The sequence below is a fragment of the Arthrobacter sp. 05T47 genome (genome assembly GCF_056395825.1).
This window is the reverse complement of record NZ_JBFTKG010000028.1, coordinates 25,933-48,844: the sequence shown is the minus strand read 5'-3', so window position 1 is coordinate 48,844 and position 22,912 is coordinate 25,933. Positions and strand designations below refer to the sequence as shown.

The 22,912-nt window shown below is 66.7% G+C and carries 21 protein-coding genes and 3 tRNA genes; 17 read left to right on the top strand and 7 right to left on the bottom strand.

Going from position 1 to position 22,912, the window contains the following annotated elements; translation table 11 throughout:
* Window positions 1–15 precede the first annotated feature (15 nt).
* The 3 genes from dnaG to AC1DEY_RS17250 all read left to right on the top strand — a co-directional run bounded on the left by dnaG (window position 16) and on the right by AC1DEY_RS17250 (window position 2,311).
* Window positions 16–1,977, top strand: a complete 1,962-nt coding sequence (gene dnaG / locus AC1DEY_RS17260) for a DNA primase (protein WP_476869028.1) — start codon at window positions 16–18, stop codon at window positions 1,975–1,977.
* 53 nt (window positions 1,978–2,030) lie between these two features.
* Window positions 2,031–2,103 (top strand) — tRNA-Asn (locus AC1DEY_RS17255).
* 135 nt (window positions 2,104–2,238) lie between these two features.
* Window positions 2,239–2,311: transfer RNA gene (locus tag AC1DEY_RS17250), tRNA-Asn, on the top strand.
* A gap of 127 nt (window positions 2,312–2,438) precedes the next feature.
* Here AC1DEY_RS17250 and AC1DEY_RS17245 read toward each other — a convergent pair.
* Window positions 2,439–2,846, bottom strand: a complete 408-nt coding sequence (locus AC1DEY_RS17245) for a hypothetical protein (protein WP_476869027.1) — start codon at window positions 2,844–2,846, stop codon at window positions 2,439–2,441.
* A 506-nt stretch (window positions 2,847–3,352) separates the two neighbouring features.
* Complete coding sequence (locus tag AC1DEY_RS17240; protein ID WP_476869026.1) at window positions 3,353–4,576, bottom strand: multidrug effflux MFS transporter; 1,224 nt, start codon at window positions 4,574–4,576, stop codon at window positions 3,353–3,355.
* 184 nt (window positions 4,577–4,760) lie between these two features.
* On the opposite strand from AC1DEY_RS17240, the gene AC1DEY_RS17235 reads away from it, so the two are divergent.
* The 6 genes from AC1DEY_RS17235 (at window position 4,761) to AC1DEY_RS17210 (ending at window position 10,196) form a co-directional block, all read left to right on the top strand.
* A complete protein-coding gene (locus AC1DEY_RS17235) occupies window positions 4,761–5,639 on the top strand; it encodes a phage holin family protein (RefSeq protein ID WP_476869025.1) in 879 nt (292 codons plus the stop codon).
* 55 nt (window positions 5,640–5,694) lie between these two features.
* Complete coding sequence (locus AC1DEY_RS17230; protein ID WP_441409351.1) at window positions 5,695–6,318, top strand: CDP-alcohol phosphatidyltransferase family protein; 624 nt, start codon at window positions 5,695–5,697, stop codon at window positions 6,316–6,318.
* Window positions 6,318–7,220 carry a DMT family transporter gene (locus tag AC1DEY_RS17225; protein ID WP_476869024.1) on the top strand — a complete coding sequence of 301 codons (903 nt, stop codon included), beginning with the start codon at window positions 6,318–6,320 and terminating at the stop codon, window positions 7,218–7,220. The genes AC1DEY_RS17230 and AC1DEY_RS17225 overlap by 1 nt, the downstream gene beginning before the upstream one ends.
* Before the next feature lie 105 nt (window positions 7,221–7,325).
* On the top strand, window positions 7,326–8,522 hold the full coding sequence (locus AC1DEY_RS17220; protein WP_476869023.1) for a glycosyltransferase: 1,197 nt from the start codon (window positions 7,326–7,328) through the stop codon (window positions 8,520–8,522).
* Window positions 8,523–8,717: 195 nt separating this feature from the next.
* A tRNA-Ile gene (locus tag AC1DEY_RS17215) sits at window positions 8,718–8,794 on the top strand.
* Window positions 8,795–9,005: 211 nt separating this feature from the next.
* The gene (locus tag AC1DEY_RS17210; RefSeq protein WP_441409354.1) at window positions 9,006–10,196 is read left to right on the top strand and encodes an acyl-CoA dehydrogenase family protein; all 1,191 of its coding nucleotides are present in this window, start codon (window positions 9,006–9,008) and stop codon (window positions 10,194–10,196) included.
* 231 nt (window positions 10,197–10,427) lie between these two features.
* Here the strand turns inward: AC1DEY_RS17210 and AC1DEY_RS17205 are convergent, their stop codons facing one another.
* Window positions 10,428–10,988, bottom strand: coding sequence for a M23 family metallopeptidase (locus AC1DEY_RS17205; protein WP_476869022.1), 561 nt, complete (start codon window positions 10,986–10,988; stop codon window positions 10,428–10,430).
* 704 nt (window positions 10,989–11,692) lie between these two features.
* Between AC1DEY_RS17205 and rpsB the strand changes: the two genes are divergently transcribed.
* The 6 genes from rpsB (at window position 11,693) to AC1DEY_RS17175 (ending at window position 16,745) form a co-directional block, all read left to right on the top strand.
* Window positions 11,693–12,592 carry a 30S ribosomal protein S2 gene (gene rpsB, locus AC1DEY_RS17200; RefSeq protein WP_476869021.1) on the top strand — a complete coding sequence of 300 codons (900 nt, stop codon included), beginning with the start codon at window positions 11,693–11,695 and terminating at the stop codon, window positions 12,590–12,592.
* Between the two features lie 133 nt (window positions 12,593–12,725).
* Complete coding sequence (gene tsf / locus AC1DEY_RS17195) at window positions 12,726–13,562, top strand: translation elongation factor Ts (RefSeq protein ID WP_441409357.1); 837 nt, start codon at window positions 12,726–12,728, stop codon at window positions 13,560–13,562.
* Window positions 13,563–13,738: 176 nt separating this feature from the next.
* Window positions 13,739–14,476, top strand: coding sequence for a UMP kinase (pyrH, locus tag AC1DEY_RS17190; protein WP_441409358.1), 738 nt, complete (start codon window positions 13,739–13,741; stop codon window positions 14,474–14,476).
* A 132-nt stretch (window positions 14,477–14,608) separates the two neighbouring features.
* The gene (frr, locus tag AC1DEY_RS17185) at window positions 14,609–15,166 is read left to right on the top strand and encodes a ribosome recycling factor (RefSeq protein ID WP_441409359.1); all 558 of its coding nucleotides are present in this window, start codon (window positions 14,609–14,611) and stop codon (window positions 15,164–15,166) included.
* Window positions 15,166–16,086 (top strand): phosphatidate cytidylyltransferase, encoded by a 921-nt coding sequence (locus tag AC1DEY_RS17180; protein ID WP_441409360.1) that lies wholly within the window; start codon window positions 15,166–15,168, stop codon window positions 16,084–16,086. The genes frr and AC1DEY_RS17180 overlap by 1 nt, the downstream gene beginning before the upstream one ends.
* Before the next feature lie 32 nt (window positions 16,087–16,118).
* Entirely contained in the window at window positions 16,119–16,745 is a 627-nt protein-coding gene (locus AC1DEY_RS17175; protein WP_476869020.1) for a DivIVA domain-containing protein, read from the top strand.
* A 58-nt stretch (window positions 16,746–16,803) separates the two neighbouring features.
* On the opposite strand, the gene AC1DEY_RS17170 is transcribed toward AC1DEY_RS17175, so the two are convergent.
* From AC1DEY_RS17170 to AC1DEY_RS17155, 4 genes are read right to left on the bottom strand one after another with little or no spacing between them, the layout of a single operon-like run.
* Window positions 16,804–18,267: a sodium/solute symporter gene (locus AC1DEY_RS17170; protein ID WP_476869019.1), complete on the bottom strand. Its 1,464-nt coding sequence runs from the start codon at window positions 18,265–18,267 to the stop codon at window positions 16,804–16,806.
* Window positions 18,268–18,292: 25 nt separating this feature from the next.
* Window positions 18,293–18,715 (bottom strand): DUF485 domain-containing protein, encoded by a 423-nt coding sequence (locus AC1DEY_RS17165; RefSeq protein ID WP_476869018.1) that lies wholly within the window; start codon window positions 18,713–18,715, stop codon window positions 18,293–18,295.
* Window positions 18,712–19,431 (bottom strand): LytR/AlgR family response regulator transcription factor, encoded by a 720-nt coding sequence (locus AC1DEY_RS17160; RefSeq protein WP_476869017.1) that lies wholly within the window; start codon window positions 19,429–19,431, stop codon window positions 18,712–18,714. Before AC1DEY_RS17160 ends, AC1DEY_RS17165 begins: the two co-directional genes overlap by 4 nt.
* Before the next feature lie 35 nt (window positions 19,432–19,466).
* Complete coding sequence (locus AC1DEY_RS17155) at window positions 19,467–20,684, bottom strand: sensor histidine kinase (protein ID WP_476869016.1); 1,218 nt, start codon at window positions 20,682–20,684, stop codon at window positions 19,467–19,469.
* 226 nt (window positions 20,685–20,910) lie between these two features.
* Here AC1DEY_RS17155 and AC1DEY_RS17150 point away from each other — a divergent pair, with 226 nt between their 5' ends.
* Window positions 20,911–21,291 (top strand): DUF485 domain-containing protein, encoded by a 381-nt coding sequence (locus AC1DEY_RS17150; RefSeq protein WP_476869015.1) that lies wholly within the window; start codon window positions 20,911–20,913, stop codon window positions 21,289–21,291.
* 5 nt (window positions 21,292–21,296) lie between these two features.
* On the top strand, window positions 21,297–22,904 hold the full coding sequence (locus AC1DEY_RS17145) for a solute symporter family protein (protein WP_476869035.1): 1,608 nt from the start codon (window positions 21,297–21,299) through the stop codon (window positions 22,902–22,904).
* The last annotated feature ends 8 nt before the right edge of the window (window positions 22,905–22,912 follow it).

Sequence of the window (22,912 nt, the reverse complement as noted above, 5' to 3'; positions counted from 1 at the left end):
GACTAGGATGGCACTGTGGCCGGCCTGATCAAACGCGAAGACATCGACGAAGTACGCCAGCGCACGGACATCAAGGAAGTCATCGATGGCTACGTGACGCTCAAGGGGGCCGGGCTGGGGTCCTACAAAGGCCTGTGCCCCTTCCACGACGAGCGTTCACCCTCCTTCACCGTCCGGCCCCAGGTTGGCCGGTACCATTGCTTTGGCTGCGGCGAGGACGGCGATGTCATCTCCTTCGTCCAAAAGCTGGACCACACCTCCTTCCACGAGGCCGTGGAAAAGCTGGCCCACCGGATCGGCTTCGAACTCCACTACGAGGACGGCGGCTCCGGACCCAACCGGGAGGACATCGGCCGGCGCCAGCGGCTGCTGGACGCGCACAAGATCGCCGACGAATACTTCCGCGCCCAACTGCTCACCCCGGGCGCGGCGGAGGGCCGAAACTTCCTGTACGAGCGGGGCTTTGACCGTGCCGCGTCGGAGCAGTTCGGCGTGGGCTATGCGCCGCAGGGCTGGGACTCGCTGCTCAAGCACCTCCGCGGCCGCGGCTACACCGACCCCGAGCTCAAACTCACCGGCATGTTTTCTGAAGGCGGCCGGGGAATCTACGACCGTTTCCGTGGCCGGCTGATCTGGCCCATCCGGGACATCGCCGGCGACACCATCGGCTTCGGCGCCCGCAAGCTCTACGAGGACGATCAGGGCCCGAAGTACCTCAACACACCCGAAACCGCGCTGTACAAGAAATCCCAGGTCCTCTACGGGATCGACCTCGCCAAGCGAAACATCGCCAAGGACCGGCAGCTCGTGGTCGTGGAAGGCTACACCGACGTCATGGCCTGCCACCTGGCCGGCATCCCGACGGCCGTGGCCACGTGCGGCACTGCCTTCGGCACCGAGCACATCAAGGTCGCCCGCAGGCTCCTCTCCGACGACGGCAGCGGGGGAGAGGTCATCTTCACCTTCGACGGCGACGCCGCCGGGCAGAAGGCCGCCCTGCGCGCCTTTGAAGAGGACCAGCGGTTCGTCGCGCAAACCTTCGTGGCTGTGGAGCCCAGCGGCGCAGACCCCTGCGAACTCCGACAGTCCAAGGGCGATTCCGCCGTCCGGGACCTGATCGCGAGCCGCCGCCCGCTGTTCGAGTTCGCCATCCGGGCCACCCTGAAACGGCACAACCTGGACACCGTGGAGGGCAGGATCGCTGCCCTGCGCGAATCCGCGCCCGTGGTGGCCCAAATCCGCGACGCCGGTATCCGGCCAGCCTACGCCCGGGAGCTGGCCGGCTGGCTGGGAATGCCGGTCGAGGAGGTCAGCAGGGCCGTCGGAGCGGCGACAAAGCGTGCCGCTCAGGCTGCCTCGGCCCCGCCGGGCACCGGCCACGGCCACGGGAACGCGCCGGGACAAGGCGGCGGGCAGGGCTATGCCGGGTCCGGCCGCGGCTTTGCGGGGCCGGGACCGGGTGTCGCCCCCTTGCCGCCGTCGGACGTGCTTCCGTCCTTCAACCGGCCGGATCCGCGGGATCCCGTGGCAGCGATGGAGCGCCAGGCGCTCGAAGTCGCACTGCAGGAGCCCGGCATTCTGGTGGGCGAAACGTGGCAGCGTTTCTCGGAAGCGCGGTTCTCCACGCCCGCCTACCTCGCCATCCACGAGGCCATCCGTGCCGCCGGACTGGCGTTCGCCGGAGACCCGGTGCGCTGGGTGGAGCAGCTGCTCCACGAGGTCCCCGAGCCGCTGCGGCCGCTCGTGTCCGAACTCGCTGTCGTGCCCCTGCCGGCCAGCACGCCCGAGGGCGTCCAGCGCTACTGCAAGGACATTCTCGCGCGCCTGTTCGAACTCCAGATCACCAGGGTGAAGGCCGAGAAAATGGGCCAGCTGCAGCGTCTGGACGCCTCGGCCGATCCCGAGGAATTCCAGCGGCTCAATCGCGAGCTCATGCAGCTGGAGATGCAGCGGCGGTCCCTGCGCGCGGACGCCTGAGCCGCCGATTTCGTTTCCCGGGCTGGTGTTTGCTAGGCTTATACCCGCTTCATTCCTCCTTAGCTCAATTGGCAGAGCATTCGACTGTTAATCGAAGGGTTGCTGGTTCAAGTCCAGCAGGAGGAGCGCGCAGTCCCCGTTCCGGGTTCCGGAACGGGGACTTTTTTATACCCGGAGGGGGTATTTCGCGTCCTGCCGGCACTGGCCCCGCCGCCGATTTCCCTACCGGCGAAACCTTTGCTAATGTCATACCTGCTTCATTCCTCCTTAGCTCAATTGGCAGAGCATTCGACTGTTAATCGAAGGGTTGCTGGTTCAAGTCCAGCAGGAGGAGCGGACAGGTCCCGCGGCAGGTGAAAACCCGCCGCGGGACCTTTTTTATTTCCCTGGTTCTTGTCGCGCTGCTTTGTTTTCGTTGTGGCCGTTGGCGGCTGCCGGGGCTTGTGCTGGCCTTTGCCGGCTCAGACGAAGTACATTTCCACCTGGAGAAAACGCTGGGCCTCGGCGACGGCGGCCTCGAAGGCCTCCCGCTCCGTGGGGGACTTCCGCGGCTCGCGCGGGTGCCATTCGTGCGGCGCCGAATGGACCTGGGTGAATCCGCCGCCCGGGGGCGCGTAGAAGATGCCGAACCTTTGCACCGGCCATTCCGGGGAGCTTTCCGGTGCCACCAGGAGGGCGGAGTCATACGCGGGGTTGTACCACTGGGCAATCGGGCGCCGGCGGTCTTCGGTGAACAGCCCGGAGGCGTACAGGGCCGCCGACTGCGGACTGGTCTGGCTGCACAACCGATCCCACCACAGGGGCAGGATTCCGGAGTCGCACCGCTGCCATGTGGCCGGAAGGGGCTGGTGGTCCTGCCTGTCGGGCATGAAATAACTTTATCGCCCGCCGCGGACGTCGAACAGGGTGCGGGTGTGTCGGGGGCAGGGGGCGACGGCTCGCTATGTCAGGGGTGCCCGCGGGACATGCCCAGTGCTGGCCCTGGCGAGTGGACATAATGCCCCCGTGCCCAGTCCTCGGCGCCAAGAATGGGCATGTCCCGCGGGGGAGGCCTCCAAGAATGGGCATGTCCCTCTGGGGAGCCCTAAGAACGGGCATGTCCTGTCCATGCCCGGTGGGTGCTCAGTTCCGAAAAGGGCCCGGGGGGACATGCCCAGTCCCGGCCCTGGCGAGTGGACATAATGCCCCCGTGCCCAGTCCTCGGCGCTAAGAATGGGCATGTCCCGCGGGGGAGGCCTCGAAGAATGGGCATGTTCTAATCGATGTCCCCGCGGGTGTCATGTCCCTCGCGGCGAGCTGCGAAGAAACGGGCATGTCCCGCAGGGAGGCCTCGAAGAATGGGCATGTCCCCCCCGGGGCGGCCGCCGGGAGTCCGTTACTGGATCGGGGGGACCGTACTTGGGCGGACGACCAGCCACAGCGCCGCGGCTGCCAGCAGGATGCAGACGGCCTGGACGGCGCCCATGGGGGTCGCGGACCCGACGCCGAGCCAGCCGACCACCGGGGAGACAAGACCCGCCATCATGAAGGTCGCCGCGCCGAGAAGCGACGCCGCGGTTCCGGCCTGGGCGCCGTGCTTGGCCAGGGCGAGCACCTGCACGGTGGGGAACGTGAAGCCGGCGCCGAGGATGTAGAACCACAGGGGCACCAGGACGCCCCACAGCCCGAAGCCGAGCTGGTCGAAGATGACGATCAGGACGGCCATGACGAACATCCAGGCGGTGGAGCAAGCCAGGATCCATTGCGGCGGGACGCGCCTGATGAGCCGGGCACTGGTCTGAACACCCGCCACGATGCCGAGGGAGTTGATGCCGAAGAGCAGGCCGTACTGCTGGGGCGTGAAACCGTAGACGTTCTGAAACAGGAACGGCGAGGCGGAGAGATAGGCGAAGAGGCCCGCGAAGTTCATGCCGCCCACCAGCAGCAGGCCCACGAAGATCCGGTCGGAGAACAGCACCTTGTAGCGTTGGCGCGCGGTCATCCCGGTCTTGCCGCGCATCTCTGGTGGCAGGGTCTCCCGGATCACGAACAGGGCCGCGATGATGACGCAGGTCCCGTAGGCGGCCAGGAACAGGAAGATGCCCGGCCAAGGCATCAGCAACAGCAGTTGGGAGCCGATCACCGGGGCGAGGATCGGGGCCAGGCCGTTGACCAGGGCCATCCGAGAGAACATCCGCACCATGGCGTAGCCGCTGAACAGGTCCCGGACCATGGCCATGGCCACCACGCCGCCGCCGGCAGCCCCGATGCCCATCAGGATACGGAAGAAGCCCAGCGTGGCAATGTCCGTGGACTGGGCGGCGCCCAGCGATGCCGTGATGTGTACCGCCGTCGCCAGGATCAGGGGCAGCCGCCGGCCGAACTTGTCGCTCAGCGGGCCCACTACGAGCTGCCCCAGCGCGAACCCGATGGTCGTCCCCGTGAGCGTCAGCTGCACAGCGGCCTCGGAGACGCCAAGGCTGTCTTCCAGGGCCGGGAACGCAGGCAGGTAGAGATCCACAGTGAACGGCCCGAGGGCCGTCAACGCGCCGAGCGTCAGGATGTACAGGAATTTACGACGGCGGGTCAGGGAATCACCGGGATTGGGGGGTGTGCTCACAGAGGTCCATCCTAGGGCCCGCACACCTGCCCGACGGGTGGTTGGGCGGGCGCGCCACGCCTTGCCCGAAAAGGCCTCCCACGAGCCGAAATGATAGTTTTGACACCGGGGTCTGTGCGAAGCTGTCCAGACCCGGCAAGCCCGCGGTAGCGGATCGACGGATGGCACCAGTTAGGCGGGACCGATGAGCGGACGTCACAGCGGCGGGACAAACAGCGGGTTGCGCATCTCCGAGCTCCCGCAAACCGTAAAGACAATCTTCACGCTGGCGCCCCGACAGCTCAATGACGAGATTGCTCTGGCCAAGGCCGAACTTAAGCGCAAGGGAGTCAAGCTCGGCGTCGCCGGCGCCTTCTTCGCCGTCGCCCTGGTCTTCGTAGCGCTCCTGGTGATCGGACTCGTCGTGGCCGCGATCATGGGTCTGGCCACGATCATGCCGGCATGGCTCGCAGCCCTGTTGGTCTGTGCGGTCTGCCTGGTCATCGCCGTGATCGGGGCGCTGATCGGGCTCAGGAAGTTCAAGGCGCTCATGCCGCTGGTCCCCGAGGAGACCATCCGGGGACTCAAGCATGATCTCGGCATCGCCAAGGAAGGCTCCGCCTTCGACGCCTCGGTCCTGGACCCGAACTCCGAAAAGTACAAAGCCGCGAAGGCCGCCAAGGAAGCCGCTGCTGCCAAGGCAAAGGCGGAAAAGGAAGCCCAGGCTGCCGCGAAGCCCGACCTCGGGCCCGTCCTCACAGAGGCCGAACTCCTGCGCCGGCTGGATCAGCGGCGCACGCATCTCACCGAAGTCCGGGACAACCTCGGCCGGGAACTCGATGTCAAGACCCAGGCCCAGAGCCTGCTGGCCGTCACCCAGGCCCGGCTGCAGGACGGCAAGGAGCAGCTCGGCGACAAGATCGCAGGCCTCCGCTCCTCAGCCCGCTCCTCGTCGTGGTCGCCCACATCCGCTGACGGGCAGGGCCTTGCGGCCAAGATCATGCAGCGCTGGAAGCCTCTTGCTGTGCTCGCCGCATCCGGGGCCGCCCTTGCGGTCCTGGTGCGCAGGCTGATGAAGGGATAGGCGGGCCCCTGAAGCCGAACGCCAAACCGTTGCCGTCCACGGAAAGGGGGAATCGATGAAGTTCATCGGCGCTGGCGCCCGCCCCGGGCAGCCCCTCGTCCACCGCGATGCGGTCTTCACGGTTCCCAATGTCCTGACGGTGGTGCGCTTCCTTGGCGTTCCCCTGTTCATCTGGCTGGTCCTCGCCGAGCACGCGTACGGCTACGGTGCCCTCGTGCTCGCCATCATGGCCAGCACCGACTGGGTGGACGGCTACATCGCCCGCCGCTTCAACCAGATGTCCAACCTCGGACGGGTCATGGACCCCATCGCCGACAGGCTGTCGCTGATCGCCGTAGCGGTCACCCTCGTGATCGCCGGCGTCGTCCAGTGGTGGTATCTCGCCGCGCTGCTGGTCCCCGACGCGGTCCTGCTGGCCCTGTCCCTGTTCTACTTCCATGGCCACCCGGACCTGCCGGTGAGCCGCATCGGAAAGATCCGCACGGGCCTGCTGCTCGTGGGCACACCGCTGCTGGTGCTGTCCAAACTCCCGGTGCCCGCCGCCGAGGTCTACGCCACCCTCGCGTGGATCTTCCTGGGCCTGGGCCTGGTAGGGCACTGGATCGCGGCCTATAACTACGTCTGGGCCATCATTGGCAAGGGCCGGCAACTCCGCGAGCACGACGGCGGCACCCGCTGATGGTCTGGCTTGCGGTTTTGCTTGCGGTCCTCGGCGCCTTCTGCCTGGCGTTTGGCGCCCAGCGTCAAGGCAGCGCGGTCAAGGCCGATACCGGCGGCCTGGCGCTGAGCAGCCACGGCCTCTTGCGGCTCGCCCGCAATCCGCGCTGGGTTTTCGGGCTCTTGCTGCTCTGCGCCGGGATGGCGATGAACGCCGTCGCCCTCGTCATGGCCCCCTTGACGGTGGTGCAGCCGATCGGCGCGATTGCGCTGGTCATCACCACCGTGGTCAACACCAAGGACCAGGGCCTGAGTATGAACCGGGCAACGGTTGTGGCGATCTCTTGCTGCGTGACCGGCTCAGCGCTTTTCGTGCTGCTGGCCGTCAACGCGACCCAGGAGAACCACAACGTCAGTGCCTCGGACGAGCTGACCATCGTGCTGCTTCTTGCCCTGGCTGTGGGGCTTTTCGGCACACTCGCCATCCTGTTCAGGCACCGCCTGAGCGCATTCGTCTATATCCTCGGCGCCGGCGTCCTGTTCGGCTTCGTGGCTGTCCTGACCCGCATCATTGGCAGGCATCTGCTCGATCCCAACGGACAGTTCCTGCTGAATGTGCCGTGGTACAGCGTGGTTGCGATTATTGCTGCCGGCGCCCTGGGATCGTGGTTTGTCCAAAACGCCTACTCCAGCGGACCGCCGGACCTTGTGATCGCCGGATTGACTGTGATCGACCCGATTGTAGGCATCGCGATCGGCATCGTGATCCTGGGCGAACTGCGCCCGGATGTCCAGCCTGTGACGGCTATTGCCATGGGGACGGCCGCATTGCTTGCTATCGTGGGAGTCATAGCCCTTTCCAGGCACCACCCGGAAGTCACCAAGCGCAAGAAGGACGCGCGGAAGGCGGCGGGCAGGTCCTAGGGCATCAGTCCAGACTTCGGCTGCAGGCCCGGCGCGCCTGCGCCGACCGCCAGCCGGCCGCCATTGATCCAGCTGTCCGCACAGCGACCACCAGGAGCTCTTCACGTGACCAAGTCCGACAACCAGCCCTCGCTGACCATCCTGATTGCCGCTGACACCTATCCGCCCCACGTCAACGGCGCGGCCCAGTTCGGCTACCGCCTCGCCAAGGGTATGACGGCACGCGGACACAAAGTGCACGTCCTGGCCTGCCGCCCGGGCAAGGGCGCGAGCTACAGCGAGTTCAGCGAGGAAGCCACCGTCCACCGCCTGCGCTCCCACTCCGTGCCCACGCACGAGTACTTCCGGGTCACCTTCCCCTGGGAGATCAAGAAGGAAATCGGACTCCTGTTCGACCGGATCCAGCCGGACGTGGTGCACATCCAGAGCCACTACATGATTGGCGAGCACGTCCTCTACGAGGCCGTGAAGCGCGGGATCCGGGTAGTGGCGACGAACCACTTCATGCCGGAAAACCTGAACCCCTTCCTGCCGTTCCCGCAATGGTTCAAGGACATTATCGGGCGCATCTCCTGGAAGGACATGGGCAAGGTGATGGGCCAGGCCGATGTGGTGACCACGCCCACTCCGCTCGCCGCCAAGGCCATGCACCAGCATGCCTTCCTCCGCAAGGTCCTGCCGCTCTCCAACGGCATCGATGCCTCCGCCTACGAGCTGGGTCCCGGCGAAACCGTGGAGCGCCATGCCAGCCCAACCGCACTCTTTGCCGGCCGCCTGGCCGAGGAGAAGCATGTGGACGTGCTGATCGACGCCCTGGCTAAAACGCCCAAGGACCTGGACATCCACCTGGAAATCGTTGGCGGCGGGGAAGTCCGTCCGGCCCTCGAGGCCCAGGTGGCCCGCCTCGGACTGACGGACAGGGTCAAATTCCTCGGACTGGCCAGCGACGCGGACCTCCGCAGGGCCTACATCACGGCCGATGTGTTCTGCATGCCCGGCACGGCAGAACTCCAGTCCCTCGTGACCCTCGAAGCGATGTCGGCCTCGACGCCGGTCCTGCTGGCCAACGCCATGGCGCTGCCGCACCTGGTGCGCGAAGGGGAAAACGGTTTCCTCTTCACGCCCAACGACAGCAATGACCTCGCCGCAAAGCTGGAGCGCGTTTTCTCGCTGCCCGCGCACGAGCGCGAGGCGATGGGCAAGACCAGCCGCGAAATGGTGGAGAACCATGGCATCGCGCGCACGCTGCAGACCTTTGAGGACATCTACCGGGGCGCCAGCTACGACGACCTGGTGGTCTAGGCAGGCTGCCTCCGGCGGTCTGCGGCGGTCTGCGGCGGTCCGGCTGAGGGCTCGGCAGGCCGTAGGTGGACGCTTCGCCTGCGGGCTGGGCGCTCTCCGGTGGCCGCCTGCACGTGTGATGCGTCTACTATTGCTAGAGTATTTTTGCCCGGAATCAATCCGGCCCCCGCGGGCCAGGCCTGGTTCCGGGCGCAAGGGGCTATAGCTCAGCTGGTTAGAGCGCGGGACTCATAATCCTAAGGTCCTCGGTTCAAGTCCGAGTAGCCCTACCATTCTGCGGAATTCTCCTCATCCGGAGCCCGCAACCCCCACGAAAAAGCGGAGCCGTGGCTGACGTACGATGTCGGCCACGGCTCCTTTTTCGTGGGCGAGCGGGCGCTTGCAGGCGCCTCCAAACTGCGATATGTTACTGACCAGTAACATATCGCCGGCGCGAAGCCCCGCGTCCTTTAGGTCGACGCTGACCACGAGTGAAGGAACATCATGTCCAAAGCTGCAATCGACATCCACAACTTGCCCTACGCCGATGGCGACTTCTTCGCTTTCGAGCAGCTCCTCAGTGCCAAGGAGCAGGACAGGCTGGCCGAGGTCCGCGAGTTCCTGGCCCGCGAGGTCAAGCCGATCGCCGTGGATTGCTGGAATCGCGCTGAGTTCCCGATGGAGCTGATCCCGAAGCTTGCCGAAATCGACCTGGTCAGCCCGGTCAGGAGGCAGGGCTATTCGAACCTGTTCGCCGGAATCCTGCACGCCGAAGCCACCCGTGCGGACACGTCGATCGCCACCTTCATGGGTGTCCACGACGGGCTGTTCACCGGCTCTATCGAAGCCCTTGCCTCCCAGGAGCAGCAGGACGCCTGGCTCCCGGACATCTACTCGCTCAAGAAGATCGGCGCATTCGGCCTCACTGAACCCCTCGGTGGCTCCGATGTCGCCGGCGGAACGCGGACCACGGCGCGGCGCGAGGGCGGGAACTGGATCCTGAACGGGGCCAAGCGCTGGATCGGCAACGCCACCTTCTCCGACTGGGTGGTCATCTACGCCCGGGACGTCGAGGACAACCAGGTCAAGGGCTTCCTCGTCGACACCAAGACCGAGGGCTATAGTGCCACGAAGATCGAGAACAAGATCTCGCTGCGCACGGTTCAAAACGCCGACATCACGCTGGAGAACGTAGTGGTGCCGGACTTCTTCAAGCTTGCCAACGCCAACAGCTTCCGCGACACCAACAAGGTCCTGAAGGTCACCCGCCTCGCCGTGGCCTGGCAGGCAGTGGGACAGCAGCTCGCAGCCTTCGACGTCGCCCGGCGCTACGCCGTGGAACGCAGCCAGTTCGGCCGCCCGATTGCCTCCTTCCAGCTGGTCCAGAACCAGCTGGTGCAGATCCTCGGCAACGCTGTCAGCTCCATGGGCATGATGGTCAGGCTGTCCCAGCTCGAGGACGCGGGCGAGGCCAAGGATGAGCAGTCGGCCCTGGCCAAGGCGTTCACCACGGCCCGCATGCGTGAAAGCGTGGCACTGGGCCGGAGCATCCTCGGCGGCAATGGGATCGTGACCGACTTCGAGATGGCCAAGATCTTCGCGGATGCCGAGGCCATCTATTCCTACGAGGGCACGCACGAAATCAATACCCTCGTCACCGGCCGGGCGATCACAGGCATTTCCGCGATCGTCTGACACGGTTTGGTGAGGCGGTCCGCTGAGCGGGTCCTTTGACACGGTCCTTTGACGCGGTCCTTTGATGCGGTCCGCTGACGCGGTCCGCTGATGCGGTCCGCTGGTGCGCGGCGGCCACCGCCTCGCCGCCGTAGGGGCCGTGCGCGGTGAACTGTGCACGGTGAACAGTGCGCGGAGGAACAGTGCGCGCAGTCGTGCGGAATCAGCTGCGGCCGGCCGTTCGGGCCGGCGTCACCCGGGCCCGGAGCTAAGGGGCGGGAGCAGGACCGAGGGTCTGAGATCCATCACGAAGGCCAGCGGATTGATGTATTCCTCGCCGCGGCGGACGCCCCAATGGAGACAGGGCGGCGCCGGGCCGCAGTGGCCGGCCCGCAGCTGCCCCAGGATGTCACCCGCCGCCACGGCGGCCCCTACTGCCAGGGCGCTCGCCACCGGTTCGAAGCTGCTGCGCAGCCCGTTGCCGTGATCGATCGTGATGACCGGCCGGTCCACCACGACCCCGACGAAGCTCACCGTCCCGGCGGCCGGCGAGATAACCGGGGTGCCAACCTGGGCCGCCGCAAGGTCCACGCCGCGGTGGCCGCTGAGCCATGGCCTGGCCGGGGGATCGAAGGCCCGCAGAACCGCCGGCCGCGGGCTGAGCGGCCAACTCCAGTCAGGTGCCGGGACAGACCCTGCCTCGTGGGAGCCGCGGACCGTGGACGTCGCAAGCCCAGGAACCTCTGCGGGGGAATCGGCGGCGAGGGGCGAGAGTAACAGGAGCACAGCCGCCAGGCCGGGGAGAATCTTCATGGCACCAGCCTGCCCGGGCGGGGAGTCGGGTGGAACTGCCACGGGTGGCTATGTGGATAGCGGTACGGGCGGAAAGTGGGGGGAAGCCAGGGGTGGATCCGGCGGCCAGTCCGGCAGACAATCAGCCCGCCGGCCCGGCAGACAATCAGCCCGCCAGCCCGGCAGCCAATCCAGCCGCCTGCCCGGCAGTCAATCCGGCCACCTGCCCGGCAGTCAATCCGGCCACCGGCCCGACAGTCAATCCAGCCACCGGCCCGCCCTTCAGCAGGCCCGCCTGCGCCTCCGGAGGCCCCGCCGGCCCGGGACCGCAGGCCCCTGCGCAAGCCCTGTTTCGCCGGCCCGCTGCCCTGCGAAAACCGTCCTCCGGGGCGGGGCCGCTGTAGTACACTTGGTGGAGCAGTTTGCTGTGCCCTCACGCTAGTTCATCGCGTTAATCGAGATTGTCCGAGCCGGCACGCCTCATTCAGGGGTGCGGGGGAGCAGTGGCTGACTAACGCGTATCCAGCCCTCCTCAAAAGAAGCCTAAAACTTCCGCTGCGGAGGACTGCGCCTCCTGCGGTCCGTTCCATATGGCACGGATGGGAAGCGCGGTGGATGCCAGGAGCAACGCCCGCCCCGGGCGAAAGCTAAACAACCGTCAACTATTGGCAGGGTAAGAGAGCCATGGGCTCTCTCATGAATGACCTGCCGGAAGGAGCGTCGGCATGCCCGTCGTAACTATGCGCCAGCTGCTTGACAGCGGCGTCCACTTTGGACACCAGACCCGCCGTTGGAACCCGAAGATGAAGCGGTTCATCTTCACGGAGCGCAACGGTATCTACATCATTGACCTGCAGCAGTCGCTGTCCTACATCGACCGTGCCTACGAGTTCGTGAAGGCCACCGTTGCACACGGCGGCACCGTCCTCTTCGTCGGCACCAAGAAGCAGGCGCAGGAATCCATCGCCGAGCAGGCCACCCGCGTTGGCCAGCCGTACGTCAACCAGCGTTGGCTCGGCGGTATGCTGACCAACTTCCAGACGGTCTCCAAGCGCATCCAGCGCATGAAGGAACTCGAAGAGATCGACTTCGACGACGTCGCCGGTTCCGCGTACACCAAGAAGGAACTGCTGCTCCTTCGCCGCGAACTCACCAAGCTGGAAACCAACCTCGGTGGTATCCGCAACCTGACCAAGGCGCCCTCCGCTCTGTGGATCGTTGACACCAAGAAGGAACACCTTGCTGTCGACGAAGCCAAGAAGCTGAACATCCCGGTTGTGGCCATCCTGGACACCAACTGCGATCCTGACGAAGTCGACTTCCCGATCCCGGGCAACGACGACGCCATCCGCTCCGTCAACCTGCTGACCCGCGTTGTCGCCGACGCCGTTGCTGAGGGCCTCATCGCCCGCAACCAGCGCGCCACCGGCACCACGGAAGCTCCGGAAGAGCCGCTGGCCGAGTGGGAGCGCGAGCTCCTCGAAGGCAACAAGGCTGAAGCTGCTGCAGCGCCCGCCGCTGAAGCCGCACCGGCAGCCGAAGAGGCTCCCGCTGCCGAGGCTGCTCCGGCCGCTGAAGCCGCACCGGCTGCTGAAGAAGCACCGGCCGCCGACGAAGCCAAGTAGTCAGACAAATAAATCTGGATCTCCCCGCATGCGCTCCGGTGCATAGGGGTACCGACAGGATGGCCGCTCACCTGGTGAGCAGCCGTCCTGTCGGTCCGTACACCACATAAAATTTCTAGACAGAGGGGTTCACATGGCGAACTACACTGCCGCTGATATCAAGGCTCTGCGCGAGCGCACCGGCGCCGGCATGATGGATGTCAAGAAGGCTCTTGACGAAGCCAACGGTGACGCCGAGAAGGCCATCGAAATCATCCGCATCAAGGGCCTGAAGGGCGCCACCAAGCGCGAAGGCCGCTCCACCGCTGAAGGCCTGGTTGCTGCCAAGGTCGCCAACGGCGTCGGCGTGATGATCGAAGTCAACTGCGAAACCGACTTCGTCGCCAAGGCTGACAAGTTCATCCAGCTGGCCGACAAGGTCCTGGCCGTGGCCGTCGAGTCCGGCGCTGCCGATCTCGAGACCCTGCTGGCCACCGAGGTTGACGGCAAGCCGCTCTCCGAGGTTGTCGTCGAAGAAGGCGCCATCCTGGGCGAGAAGGTTGTTGTCCGCCGCATCTCCCGCATCGAGGGTGCAACGGTCGACGCTTACCTGCACAAGACCTCCAAGGACCTCCCGGCCCAGGTCGGCGTTCTGTTCGCTGTCGACGGCGAAGGCGAAGCGGCTGCCACCGCAGCTCACGACGTCGCCGTGCACGTCGCCGCGATGTCCCCGAACTACCTCTCCCGTGAGGACGTTCCGGCCGAGCTCGTCGAGTCCGAGCGACGCATCGCCGAGGAAACCGCCAAGGCCGAGGGCAAGCCCGAAGCTGCGATGACCAAGATCGTAGAAGGCCGCGTTACCGGCTTCTACAAGGGCGAGGTTCTCCTCGACCAGGCCTTCGCCAAGGACGCCAAGAAGTCCGTCGCGCAGGTCCTCGAAGAGGCCGGCGTCAAGGGCACCGCGTTCACGCGCTTCCGCGTCGGTTCCTAGTCAGCGGCTGGCCAGACACCAGTCAGGCATTAGTCAGACACGCTAAGGGGGTGGTCACCATGGTGGCCACCCCTTTTGCATGCACGCGCGAGGCACCCGTTCCGGTCACGGCCCGAATGCCGCCTTCGGCGTCCAGCACGATAACCTAACTCAGAGTTCACCAACGGGAAGGCACCATGGAAACCGTCACCACTTCAGCCCAGCCAAAGAAGAACAGGCGCCGCGTCCTCTTGAAGCTCTCCGGCGAGGTCTTCGGCGGCGGGAAACTTGGCGTTGACCCGGATACCGTCCGCGGCGTGGCCAAGCAGATCGCCGCAGCAGTTCCCGACGTCGAGGTAGCAATCGTCGTCGGCGGAGGCAACTTCTTCCGCGGCGCCGAACTGTCCCAGAGCGGCATGGACCGTTCCCGCGCCGACTACATGGGCATGCTCGGAACCGTCATGAACTGCCTCGCCCTCCAGGACTTCCTGGAGCAGGCCGGGGTGGAAACGCGCGTGCAGAGCGCCATCACCATGGGCCAGGTCGCCGAGGCCTACATTCCCCGCCGCGCCATCCGCCACATGGAAAAGGGCCGGGTTGTCATCTTCGGCGCCGGCGCCGGCCTGCCGTACTTCTCCACCGATACCGTCGCTGCCCAGCGCGCCCTGGAGGTCCACGCCGACGTCGTCCTGATGGCCAAGAGCGGCGTCGACGGCGTTTACACCGCCGACCCGAAAAAGGACCCGACGGCGGAGAAGCTGCACCACCTCAGCTACGACGACGCCCTGCGCCGGGACATCCGCGTGATGGACCAGACCGCCATGACCATGTGCAAGGACAACAACCTCACCATGGTGGTCTTTGGCATGGAAGGGGAGGGCAACGTCACCCGCGCCATCCTCGGCGAAGACCTGGGCACCGTCGTCACCCCGTAGCAACGGCTAGGATGTTTTCAGGACCTTTCCGCCGCTAGGCGGAAGACACACGCGCCGGGCGGAAGCCGCAGGCGCACAAGAAGACGTGCCGCGCCCCGGCCCCCGGGACGCACCAATTTCTGAGGAGAGACCGTGATCGAAGAAACCTTGCTCGAAGCCGGGGACAAGATGGACAAGGCAGTTGAGGTAGCCAAGGACGACTTCGCCTCGATCCGGACGGGCCGCGCGACGCCTGGCCTGTACAACAAGGTCATCGTTGAGTACTACGGCACGCCGACGCCGCTGCAGCAGCTGGCTTCTTTCGCGGTCCCGGATGCCCGGACGATCCTCATCACCCCGTACGACAAGACGGCGCTGCGCGACATCGAACGCGCCCTGAGCGACTCGGAGGTGGGCGCCAACCCCTCCAACGACGGCAACGTCATCCGGATCACGATTCCCGAGCTGACCAGCGAGCGGCGCAAGGAATACGTCAAGATCGTCAAGTCCAAGGGCGAGGACGCGAAGGTGTCCATCCGCAACATCCGCCGCAAGGCCAAGGAAACCCTGGACAAGCTCGTCAAGGACGGCGAAGCCGGCGAAGACGAAGGCGCACGCGGCGAGAAGGAACTCGACGCCCTCACCAAGGCGCATGTGGACGGCATTGACGAGCTGCTCAAGCGCAAGGAAGCTGAGCTGCTCGAGGTCTGATGGATCAGGCAAAGGAGGCCCCCGGGCCACGCGCCCGGAGGCGGGGGACACGGCGCGAAAACCCTACGCCCAAAGCTGGCCGGAACCTGCCCGCCGCCATCGGCTCTGGCGTTGGCATGCTCGTGTGTGTCCTCGGCGGCCTGCTGTTCCTGCCGCTCGGTTTCGTCCTGGTGACCACCACCTTCGCGATCTTCGGCGTCTGGGAAATCTACCGCGCGCTTGAAGCCGCCGGCACCCGCCTGCCGATCGTCCCGGTGATGGTCGGCACGGTCGGCATGCCGGTCGCTGCCTACTTCGGCGGCCTCGAGAGCCTGCTCTTTGCCATGCTCGTCAGCAGCGTGGCGGTGTTGTTGTGGCGGACTCTGGAAGGCGCCGCCGGATCGGCGCGGAGCATCTTCGCAGGTGTCTTCACGCTGTCCTGGGTGCCGTTCCTGATCAGCTTCGCAACACTGCTCCTGCACACCGCCGACGGCGAGACCCCCATTGGCCTCTGGCCTGACGGGGTGATCCCGCCCGGCGCGTGGCAGATCGCGACGCTGCTGCTCCTGGTGGTCGCCAACGACACCTTCGGCTACCTCGTAGGCGCATCCCTGGGCAAGCACCCGATGGCCCCCAAGATCAGCCCGAAGAAGACCTGGGAAGGCTTTGCCGGCTCGATTGCCGGGGCCGTGATCGTAGGCGTGCTCGCCATGATCTTCGTGCTCGGCAAGCCGTGGTGGTTCGGCGTCGTGCTCGCCGTGGGCATGGTGGCGGCGGCCACCGCCGGCGACCTCGCCGAATCCATGGTCAAGCGCGAGCTCGGCATCAAGGACATGAGCAGCATCCTCCCCGGCCACGGAGGCGTCATGGACCGCCTGGACTCGATTGTGTTCGCCTCGCCGGCGGCGTTCATCCTGTTCTCGGCCGTCGCTGGCAGCTAGAAGCACCCGGACCAGCCCCTCCGGCGCCTAGAATGGTGCCGAGCAAACCAGCCGAACGGCATCAAAGGAACAAAGTAACAGTGGACATTCAACGGCAGATTCCTGCGTCTTTTGACCGCGTGCAGCGGAACCAGTATGGCTACAACGCCAGGCAGGTCGACGATTTCCTGCAGCGCGCCAGGGTGTCATTCGAAACTCCGTCCCCGGCCGCCCGCGCCATCAAGAGCTCCGACGTCCGCGCAGTGTCCTTCGACCCGGTGAAGGGCGGCTACGCCGCAGCTGGCGTGGATGCCGCGCTGGACCGGCTCGAAGACGCCCTCGCCCGGCAGGAGCGCGATGAGCTGGTTGCCGAACGCGGCGAGGAAGCCTGGCTGCGTGAAATCGGCCGGCTCGCGGGCGTCCTGCGCGGGCGTCTGCACCGCCCGGACGGCGAGCGCTTCCGCCGCCCGTCGAAGGCCAAGGCCCGCAGCTACAACACCACTGACGTCGACGACTTGTGCCACGACCTGATCGGCTACCTCGAGGAGGACCAGCCGCTGAGCGTGGACAACGTCCGGCGCGCCGTGTTCCGCCCCGCCGTTGGCCGGGAAGGCTACGAGGAAAGCCAGGTGGACGCGTTCCTCGAGCGCGCCGTCGAGCTCATGGCCGCCATCGACTAGGTTCCTCGACTGATCCTGCCCGACGCCGGAATGCCGGCGGATCCTGCCTGACGCCGGGTCACCGCTCCGTCGCGAGCGGCCGCTCCGGGGTGTGCAGCCGGGTCATGATGCGCGTCAAGGTCCGCGGAACGCGGCCCTGCGTGGCCCGGGAGACCAAGACCGTGACGGCGAACGCCGCCGGGACCGTCCACGCCGCGGGCATCGCCAGCCACGACGGCGTCTGCGCAGCGCCCAGCACCGAGCCGGCCACCATTGCGCTGCCGCAGAGCACACCGCCGGTCGCCATGCCGGTGATGGCCCCGACGTCCGTCAGCCCGCGCCACCAGATGCCCAGCAGCAGCACCGGGCAGATCGTGGACGCGGTAAAGGCAAACACGAGCCCCACGCTGCCGGCCAGCGCCAGGGATTCGGTCATCGACGCGATCCCCAGCGGGACGAGGGCCGAGATCAGTGCGGCCAGCCGGAAACCCCGGACACTGCCGCCGAACACGTCCTGGCTGATCACACCCGCCAGAGAGACCACCAGGCCGGACGTCGTCGACAGGAACGCCGCGAACGCCCCGGCCACCACGAGCGCGGTCAGCAGGTCTCCTGCGAGCCCGCCGACCATCCGGCCCGGCAGCAGGAGGACCAGGGCATCGGCCTGGCCGCTCTGGGCAATGTCCGCGGCGAACAACCGGCCCAGCATCCCGTACGCGGTCGGGAACAAGTAGAAGACCGACAGCAGGCCCAGGACAATCAGGGTGGTCCGCCGGGCGGACTGCCCGTCCGGATTGGTGTAGAAACGCACCAGGACGTGGGGGAGCCCCAGCGTCCCAAAGAGCAGGGCCACCAGCAGCGAAATGATCTGGTACGGGCCCGCGGGGGCCAGCGCCGTCGGGTTGGCTGCCGGGGACGCCGCCGCGGCGTTGCTGCCGCCCAGCACAAACAGCAGGAACACGAACGGCACCGCCAGTGCGGTGAGCTTGAGCCAGTACTGGAACGCCTGGACAAAGGTAATGGAGCGCATCCCGCCGGCCACCACGGTGATGCACACGACGCCGACCACCGCCACCGGGCCCACCCAGGCCGGCAGGCCCGTGGTGATCCGGATGGCCAGGGCGGCCCCATGGAGCTGCGGGACGATGTAGAGCCAGCCGACCAGGACCACCACCAGGCTCGTGACGCGCCGGACGGCCCGCGAATCGAGGCGCGCCTCGGTGAAATCCGGAATCGTGTAGGCGCCCGAGCGGCGCAGGGGAGCCGCGACGAACAGGAGCAGCATCAGGTAGCCGGCCGTGTACCCCACCGGATACCACAGTGCATCCGTGCCGGAGAGCAGGATGAGCCCTGCGACGCCGAGGAAGCTCGCGGCGGAGAGATACTCGCCACCTATTGCCGAGGCATTCCACCATGGCTTGACCGTCCGGGACGCGACATAGAAGTCCCCGGTGGTGCGCGAGACCCGCAACCCGTAGAAACCGATGACGGCCGTGGCGAGTGAGACGGCAGCGAACGCCGCCACCCCGACGGCGGGGTTCACGTTCCGCTCACCCTGCCCGTGCCCCTCACTTTTCGCCGGCGAGGTCCCGGTAGCGGGCCTCGTTCCTGGCGGCGGTGCGCACGTACAGCCACGCGCTCAGGCCGATCACGGGATAGATTCCGGCACCGAGAAGGACCCAGTCGAAGGGAAGGCCGGCAATAGTGGAGCCGGCCAGGCCCGGAACCAGCCCCAGCATGAGCGGGAAGGCCAGCAGGATCAGCAGGAACCCCAGGCCCACCACCAGGGCCAGCCGGAGTTGGGACCGGATGAGGGAGCGGACGAACAACTGGCCGGCGTCGGATTCCTCCGCCGCCTCGCGTGCGGCCGCCGCGGAGTGCCCGCCGGCCAGGGCGGAACCGTTCGGTGTGGCACTGCCCGGCGAGGGGCTGCCCGCCGTGACGGTTCCTGCCTTGACGCTTCGGGGCGCCGTGACCCGGACCCGCGTCATGCCTGCGGCCGGATCCGGCTTGCTTCGAGCTTTTCCCGGACCGCCGGCAGGTGCCGGCGGCTGATGGGCAGTTCGGCCCCGGCCACGGTGACGCTGGGCCGCGCCGCAGCCAGCTTCATCTGGCTGACGTGGCTCAGCGCGATCAGGTAGGAGCGGTGGATGCGCAGGAATCCGGCGTCGGCCCACTGCTGTTCCAGGTCGGCCAGCGGAACCCTGACCAGGTAGCTCGCCTCCGCCGTGTGCAGCCGTGCATAGTCGCCCTGCGCCTGGACGTACGTGACGTCTTCGCGGCGGATCATCTTGGTGGTCCCGCCCAGGTCCACGGTGATCATTTCGGGGGCCGGGGCGCCGTCCTTGAGCAGTTCGCTGATGCGACCGATCGATTTCGCCAGCCGTTCTGCGCGCACGGGCTTCAGGAGGTAGTCCACGGCCGCGAGCTCGAAGGCCTCCAGGGCGCAGTCCTCGTCCGCGGTTACGAAGACCACGGCAGGAGGGCGTGCGCTGCGGGCAATGACCCGGGCAATGTCCAGCCCTGACAGGGCCGGCATGTGGATGTCGAGGAAGACGGCGTCGACCGTCTCGGCTTCGAGCGCCCGGAGGGCCTCGGCGCCGGAGGAGGCGCGGTGGATGGCGCCGATCCGGTCATCCTTGCCGAGCAGGAAGGCCAGTTCCTCGACGGCGGGGAGCTCGTCGTCGGCGACGAGGACGTTAATCATGGCTCTAGCCTACTGCGGCGGTCATTTTGACCGGCTCAGGCGTCGTGCCGGGGCTGGGACTTGGGGACGCGCATCGTGATCAGGGTGCCTTCCCCCGGTGCGGTCTCAATCACCAGGCCGTTCTCGTCACCGTAGACCTGCCGCAGGCGGGCGTCGACGTTGCGCAGCCCGACATGATCGCCGTCGCTGTGCCCGGCGAGGACGGAGCGCAGCTGCTCCGGGTCCATGCCCACGCCGTCGTCCTCGATCGYCACTTCCGCGAATGCGCCGGAGTCGTTCGCCGTGATGGAAATGTGGCCCGGYCCCTCCTTGGCCTCCAGGCCATGCCGGACGGCGTTTTCCACCAGGGGYTGCAGGCTCAGGAAGGGGATCACGGTGCTGAGGACCTCCGGCGCGATCCGCAGGCTGACCTGCACGCGGTCCCCGAACCGGGCCCGTTCCAGGAGCAGGTAGCGGTCGATGCAGCGCAGCTCCTCGGCCAGGGTGGTGAAGTCGCCATGGCGGCGGAAGGAGTAGCGGGTGAARTCGGCGAACTCCACCACGAGCTCGCGCGCGCGTACCGGATCGGTGTTGATGAAGGAGGCGATCGCGTTGAGCGAGTTGTAGATGAAGTGCGGGCTGATCTGGGCGCGCAGGGCCCGGACCTCCGCCTCCATCAGGAGCGTGCGGGAGGCGTCGAGTTCGGCGAGTTCCACCTGGGTGGCCACCCAGTCGGCCACCTCGCCGGTGGCGCGGACCAGTCCGGCGCCSGCGGCCGGCGCGAAGGCGGCGACCACGCCCACCACGCGCGTGCCGGCTTTGATCGGGGCGATCACGACGGCGCGCTCCACCTCCGGCGCCAGCGYCSGGCCGCCKTCGCCGRCGGCGCGCAACTGGAGKTCGCCCGCCGGAATCACGGCGAGGTGGCCGCCGTCGAGCACTTTTGACGCGAGCCCCATCAGGGCAGGCTTGAGTTCCTCGCCGGCGCCGTCCCACGCGAGCACSCCGGTTGTGTCGGTGATGGCCAGGGCGTCGCAGCCCAGGAGGGTGCGCAGCTGCYTGCTGGCCTTGGCCGCGCCGGCAGGGTTCAGGCCCGTCCGCAGGTACTGGCCGGCGCGGGACGCCGCATGCAGCGTCTTGTAGGTGGCCCGCTCCGCATCAGTGCCGAGGTCACGGAAGGAACGGAGGACCTTCAGCCCCACGGCCACGACGACCGCGATTGCCAGGGCGATCACCGCGACTGCGGCGGCGGTGAACAAGGGAGAGTCCGGCATGGTGCCAGCCTACCGTCGCGGCCCGGCGGGCTCTTTTGGGCGTCACGGGGCACCGTTTGGCGCAGCATCGGGACCGTTGAGCGACGCAGGCCGCGCGGGTTCTGGAACGCAGCGCGCGCGAGGGTACAGAGTGATCACAGTCACATTGGCGGGTGGGATTGTCTGCGGTTTCCCGCGATAAGCAAAGCAGCCGGTGTGGGCTCACCAGTCTCAATGAGGAGGAACGATGGGTCACGAAGCCCAAGAAACGGCCGCTAAGGCGGCCGTGGACTTCAAGGAAGTCCAGTCGACGGAGCGGTTCCAGGAACTGCGCACACGTCACCGCAGCTTTGTCTTTCCAATGGCCATTGCATTCCTGCTCTGGTACTTCGCCTAYGTGCTGCTGGCCGACTACGCCGTGGACTTCATGTCCACCAAAGTCTGGGGCAACATCAACGTTGGCCTGATCATGGGCCTGCTCCAGTTYGTGACCACKTTCGCCATCACCGGCTGGTATGTCAGCTACTGCAACCGCAGGCTCGACCCCATCGCCGCYGAAATCCGCCACGGCATCGAAGGGCACGAATTCGACAAGCACGGYAACCCGGTAGGAGGGGCRGCAAAGTGACGCTTATGGTTCCCGCGGTCAATGTCGCCGCCCTCAAAGACACCACCCTGCTGAACATGGGCATCTTCGCCCTGTTCGTGGCGGTCACCATGGTGATCGTGTTCCGCGCCAGCCGCAACAACAAGACCGCGGCCGACTACTACGCGGCCGGACGATCCTTCACAGGATCCCAAAACGGCACGGCGATCGCGGGCGACTACCTCTCCGCGGCGTCCTTCCTGGGCATCACCGGGGCGATCGCCATCAACGGCTACGACGGCTTCATGTACTCCATCGGCTTCCTGGTGGCCTGGCTTGTGGCCYTGCTGCTCGTSGCCGAGCTGCTCCGCAACACAGGCAARTTCACCATGGCCGATGTCTTGTCCTTCCGGCTCAGGCAGCGCCCCGTGCGCATMGCGGCCGCCATCTCCACCCTGGCCGTCTGCTTCTTCTACCTGCTGGCGCAGATGGCCGGCGCCGGCAGCCTCATCTCGCTGCTGCTGGGCATCAGCGACTGGGGCGGACAGGCCCTGGTRATCATCGTCGTCGGSGTCCTGATGATCATGTACGTGCTGATCGGCGGCATGAAGGGCACCACCTGGGTCCAGATCATCAAGGCCATGCTCCTGATTGCCGGCGCCGCCGTCATGACCTTCTGGGTCCTGGCGATTTACGGCTTCAACCTCTCTGACCTGCTGGGCGGTGCCGCCGAAACCGCGAAGAACCCGGCCGTCCTGAACCCGGGCCTGCAGTACGGCAAGTCCGATACCTCCAAGCTCGACTTCATGTCMCTGGGCCTGGCGCTGGTGCTCGGCACCGCCGCCCTGCCGCACGTGYTGATGCGCTTCTACACGGTGCCCACGGCCAAGGAAGCCCGCAAATCAGTGGTGTGGTCCATCTGGCTGATCGGCATCTTCTACCTCTTCACCCTGGTGCTCGGCTACGGCGCYGCAGCGCTCGTGGGAGCCGACACCATCAAGTCCGCACCGGGCGGGGTCAACTCGGCCGCGCCGCTGCTCGCGTTCCACCTCGGCGGACCGTTGTTGCTGGGCTTCATCTCCGCGGTGGCGTTCGCCACGATCCTGGCCGTGGTGGCGGGMCTGACGATCACCGCCGCGGCGTCCTTCGCGCACGACATTTACGCCAACGTGCTGGCCAAGGGGAAGRCCGACGCCGGCACYGAGGTCAAGGTTGCCCGCCGCACCGTGGTGGTGATCGGCCTGCTGGCCATCGCCGGGGGAATCTTCGCCAACGGACAGAAYGTGGCGTTCCTCGTGGCGCTCGCCTTCGCCGTGGCAGCYTCCGCCAATCTTCCGACCATCCTCTACTCGCTGTTCTGGCGCCGGTTCACMACCCAGGGGGCCGTCTGGAGCATGTACGGCGGATTGTCCGCRGCCATCATCCTGATTGCGCTCTCCCCGGTGGTATCGGGGGCGAAGACGTCCATGATCCCCGGCGCCAACTTCGCCGTCTTCCCGCTGAGCAACCCGGGCATCGTGTCCATCCCGCTGGCGTTCTTCCTCGGCTGGCTCGGCACGGTCCTGGACAAACGGAAGGAAGATGCGACGAAGCAGGCCGAGATGGAGGTCCGTTCCCTGACCGGTGTGGGTGCCGAAAAGSCCACCAACCACTAGGGCAGGCG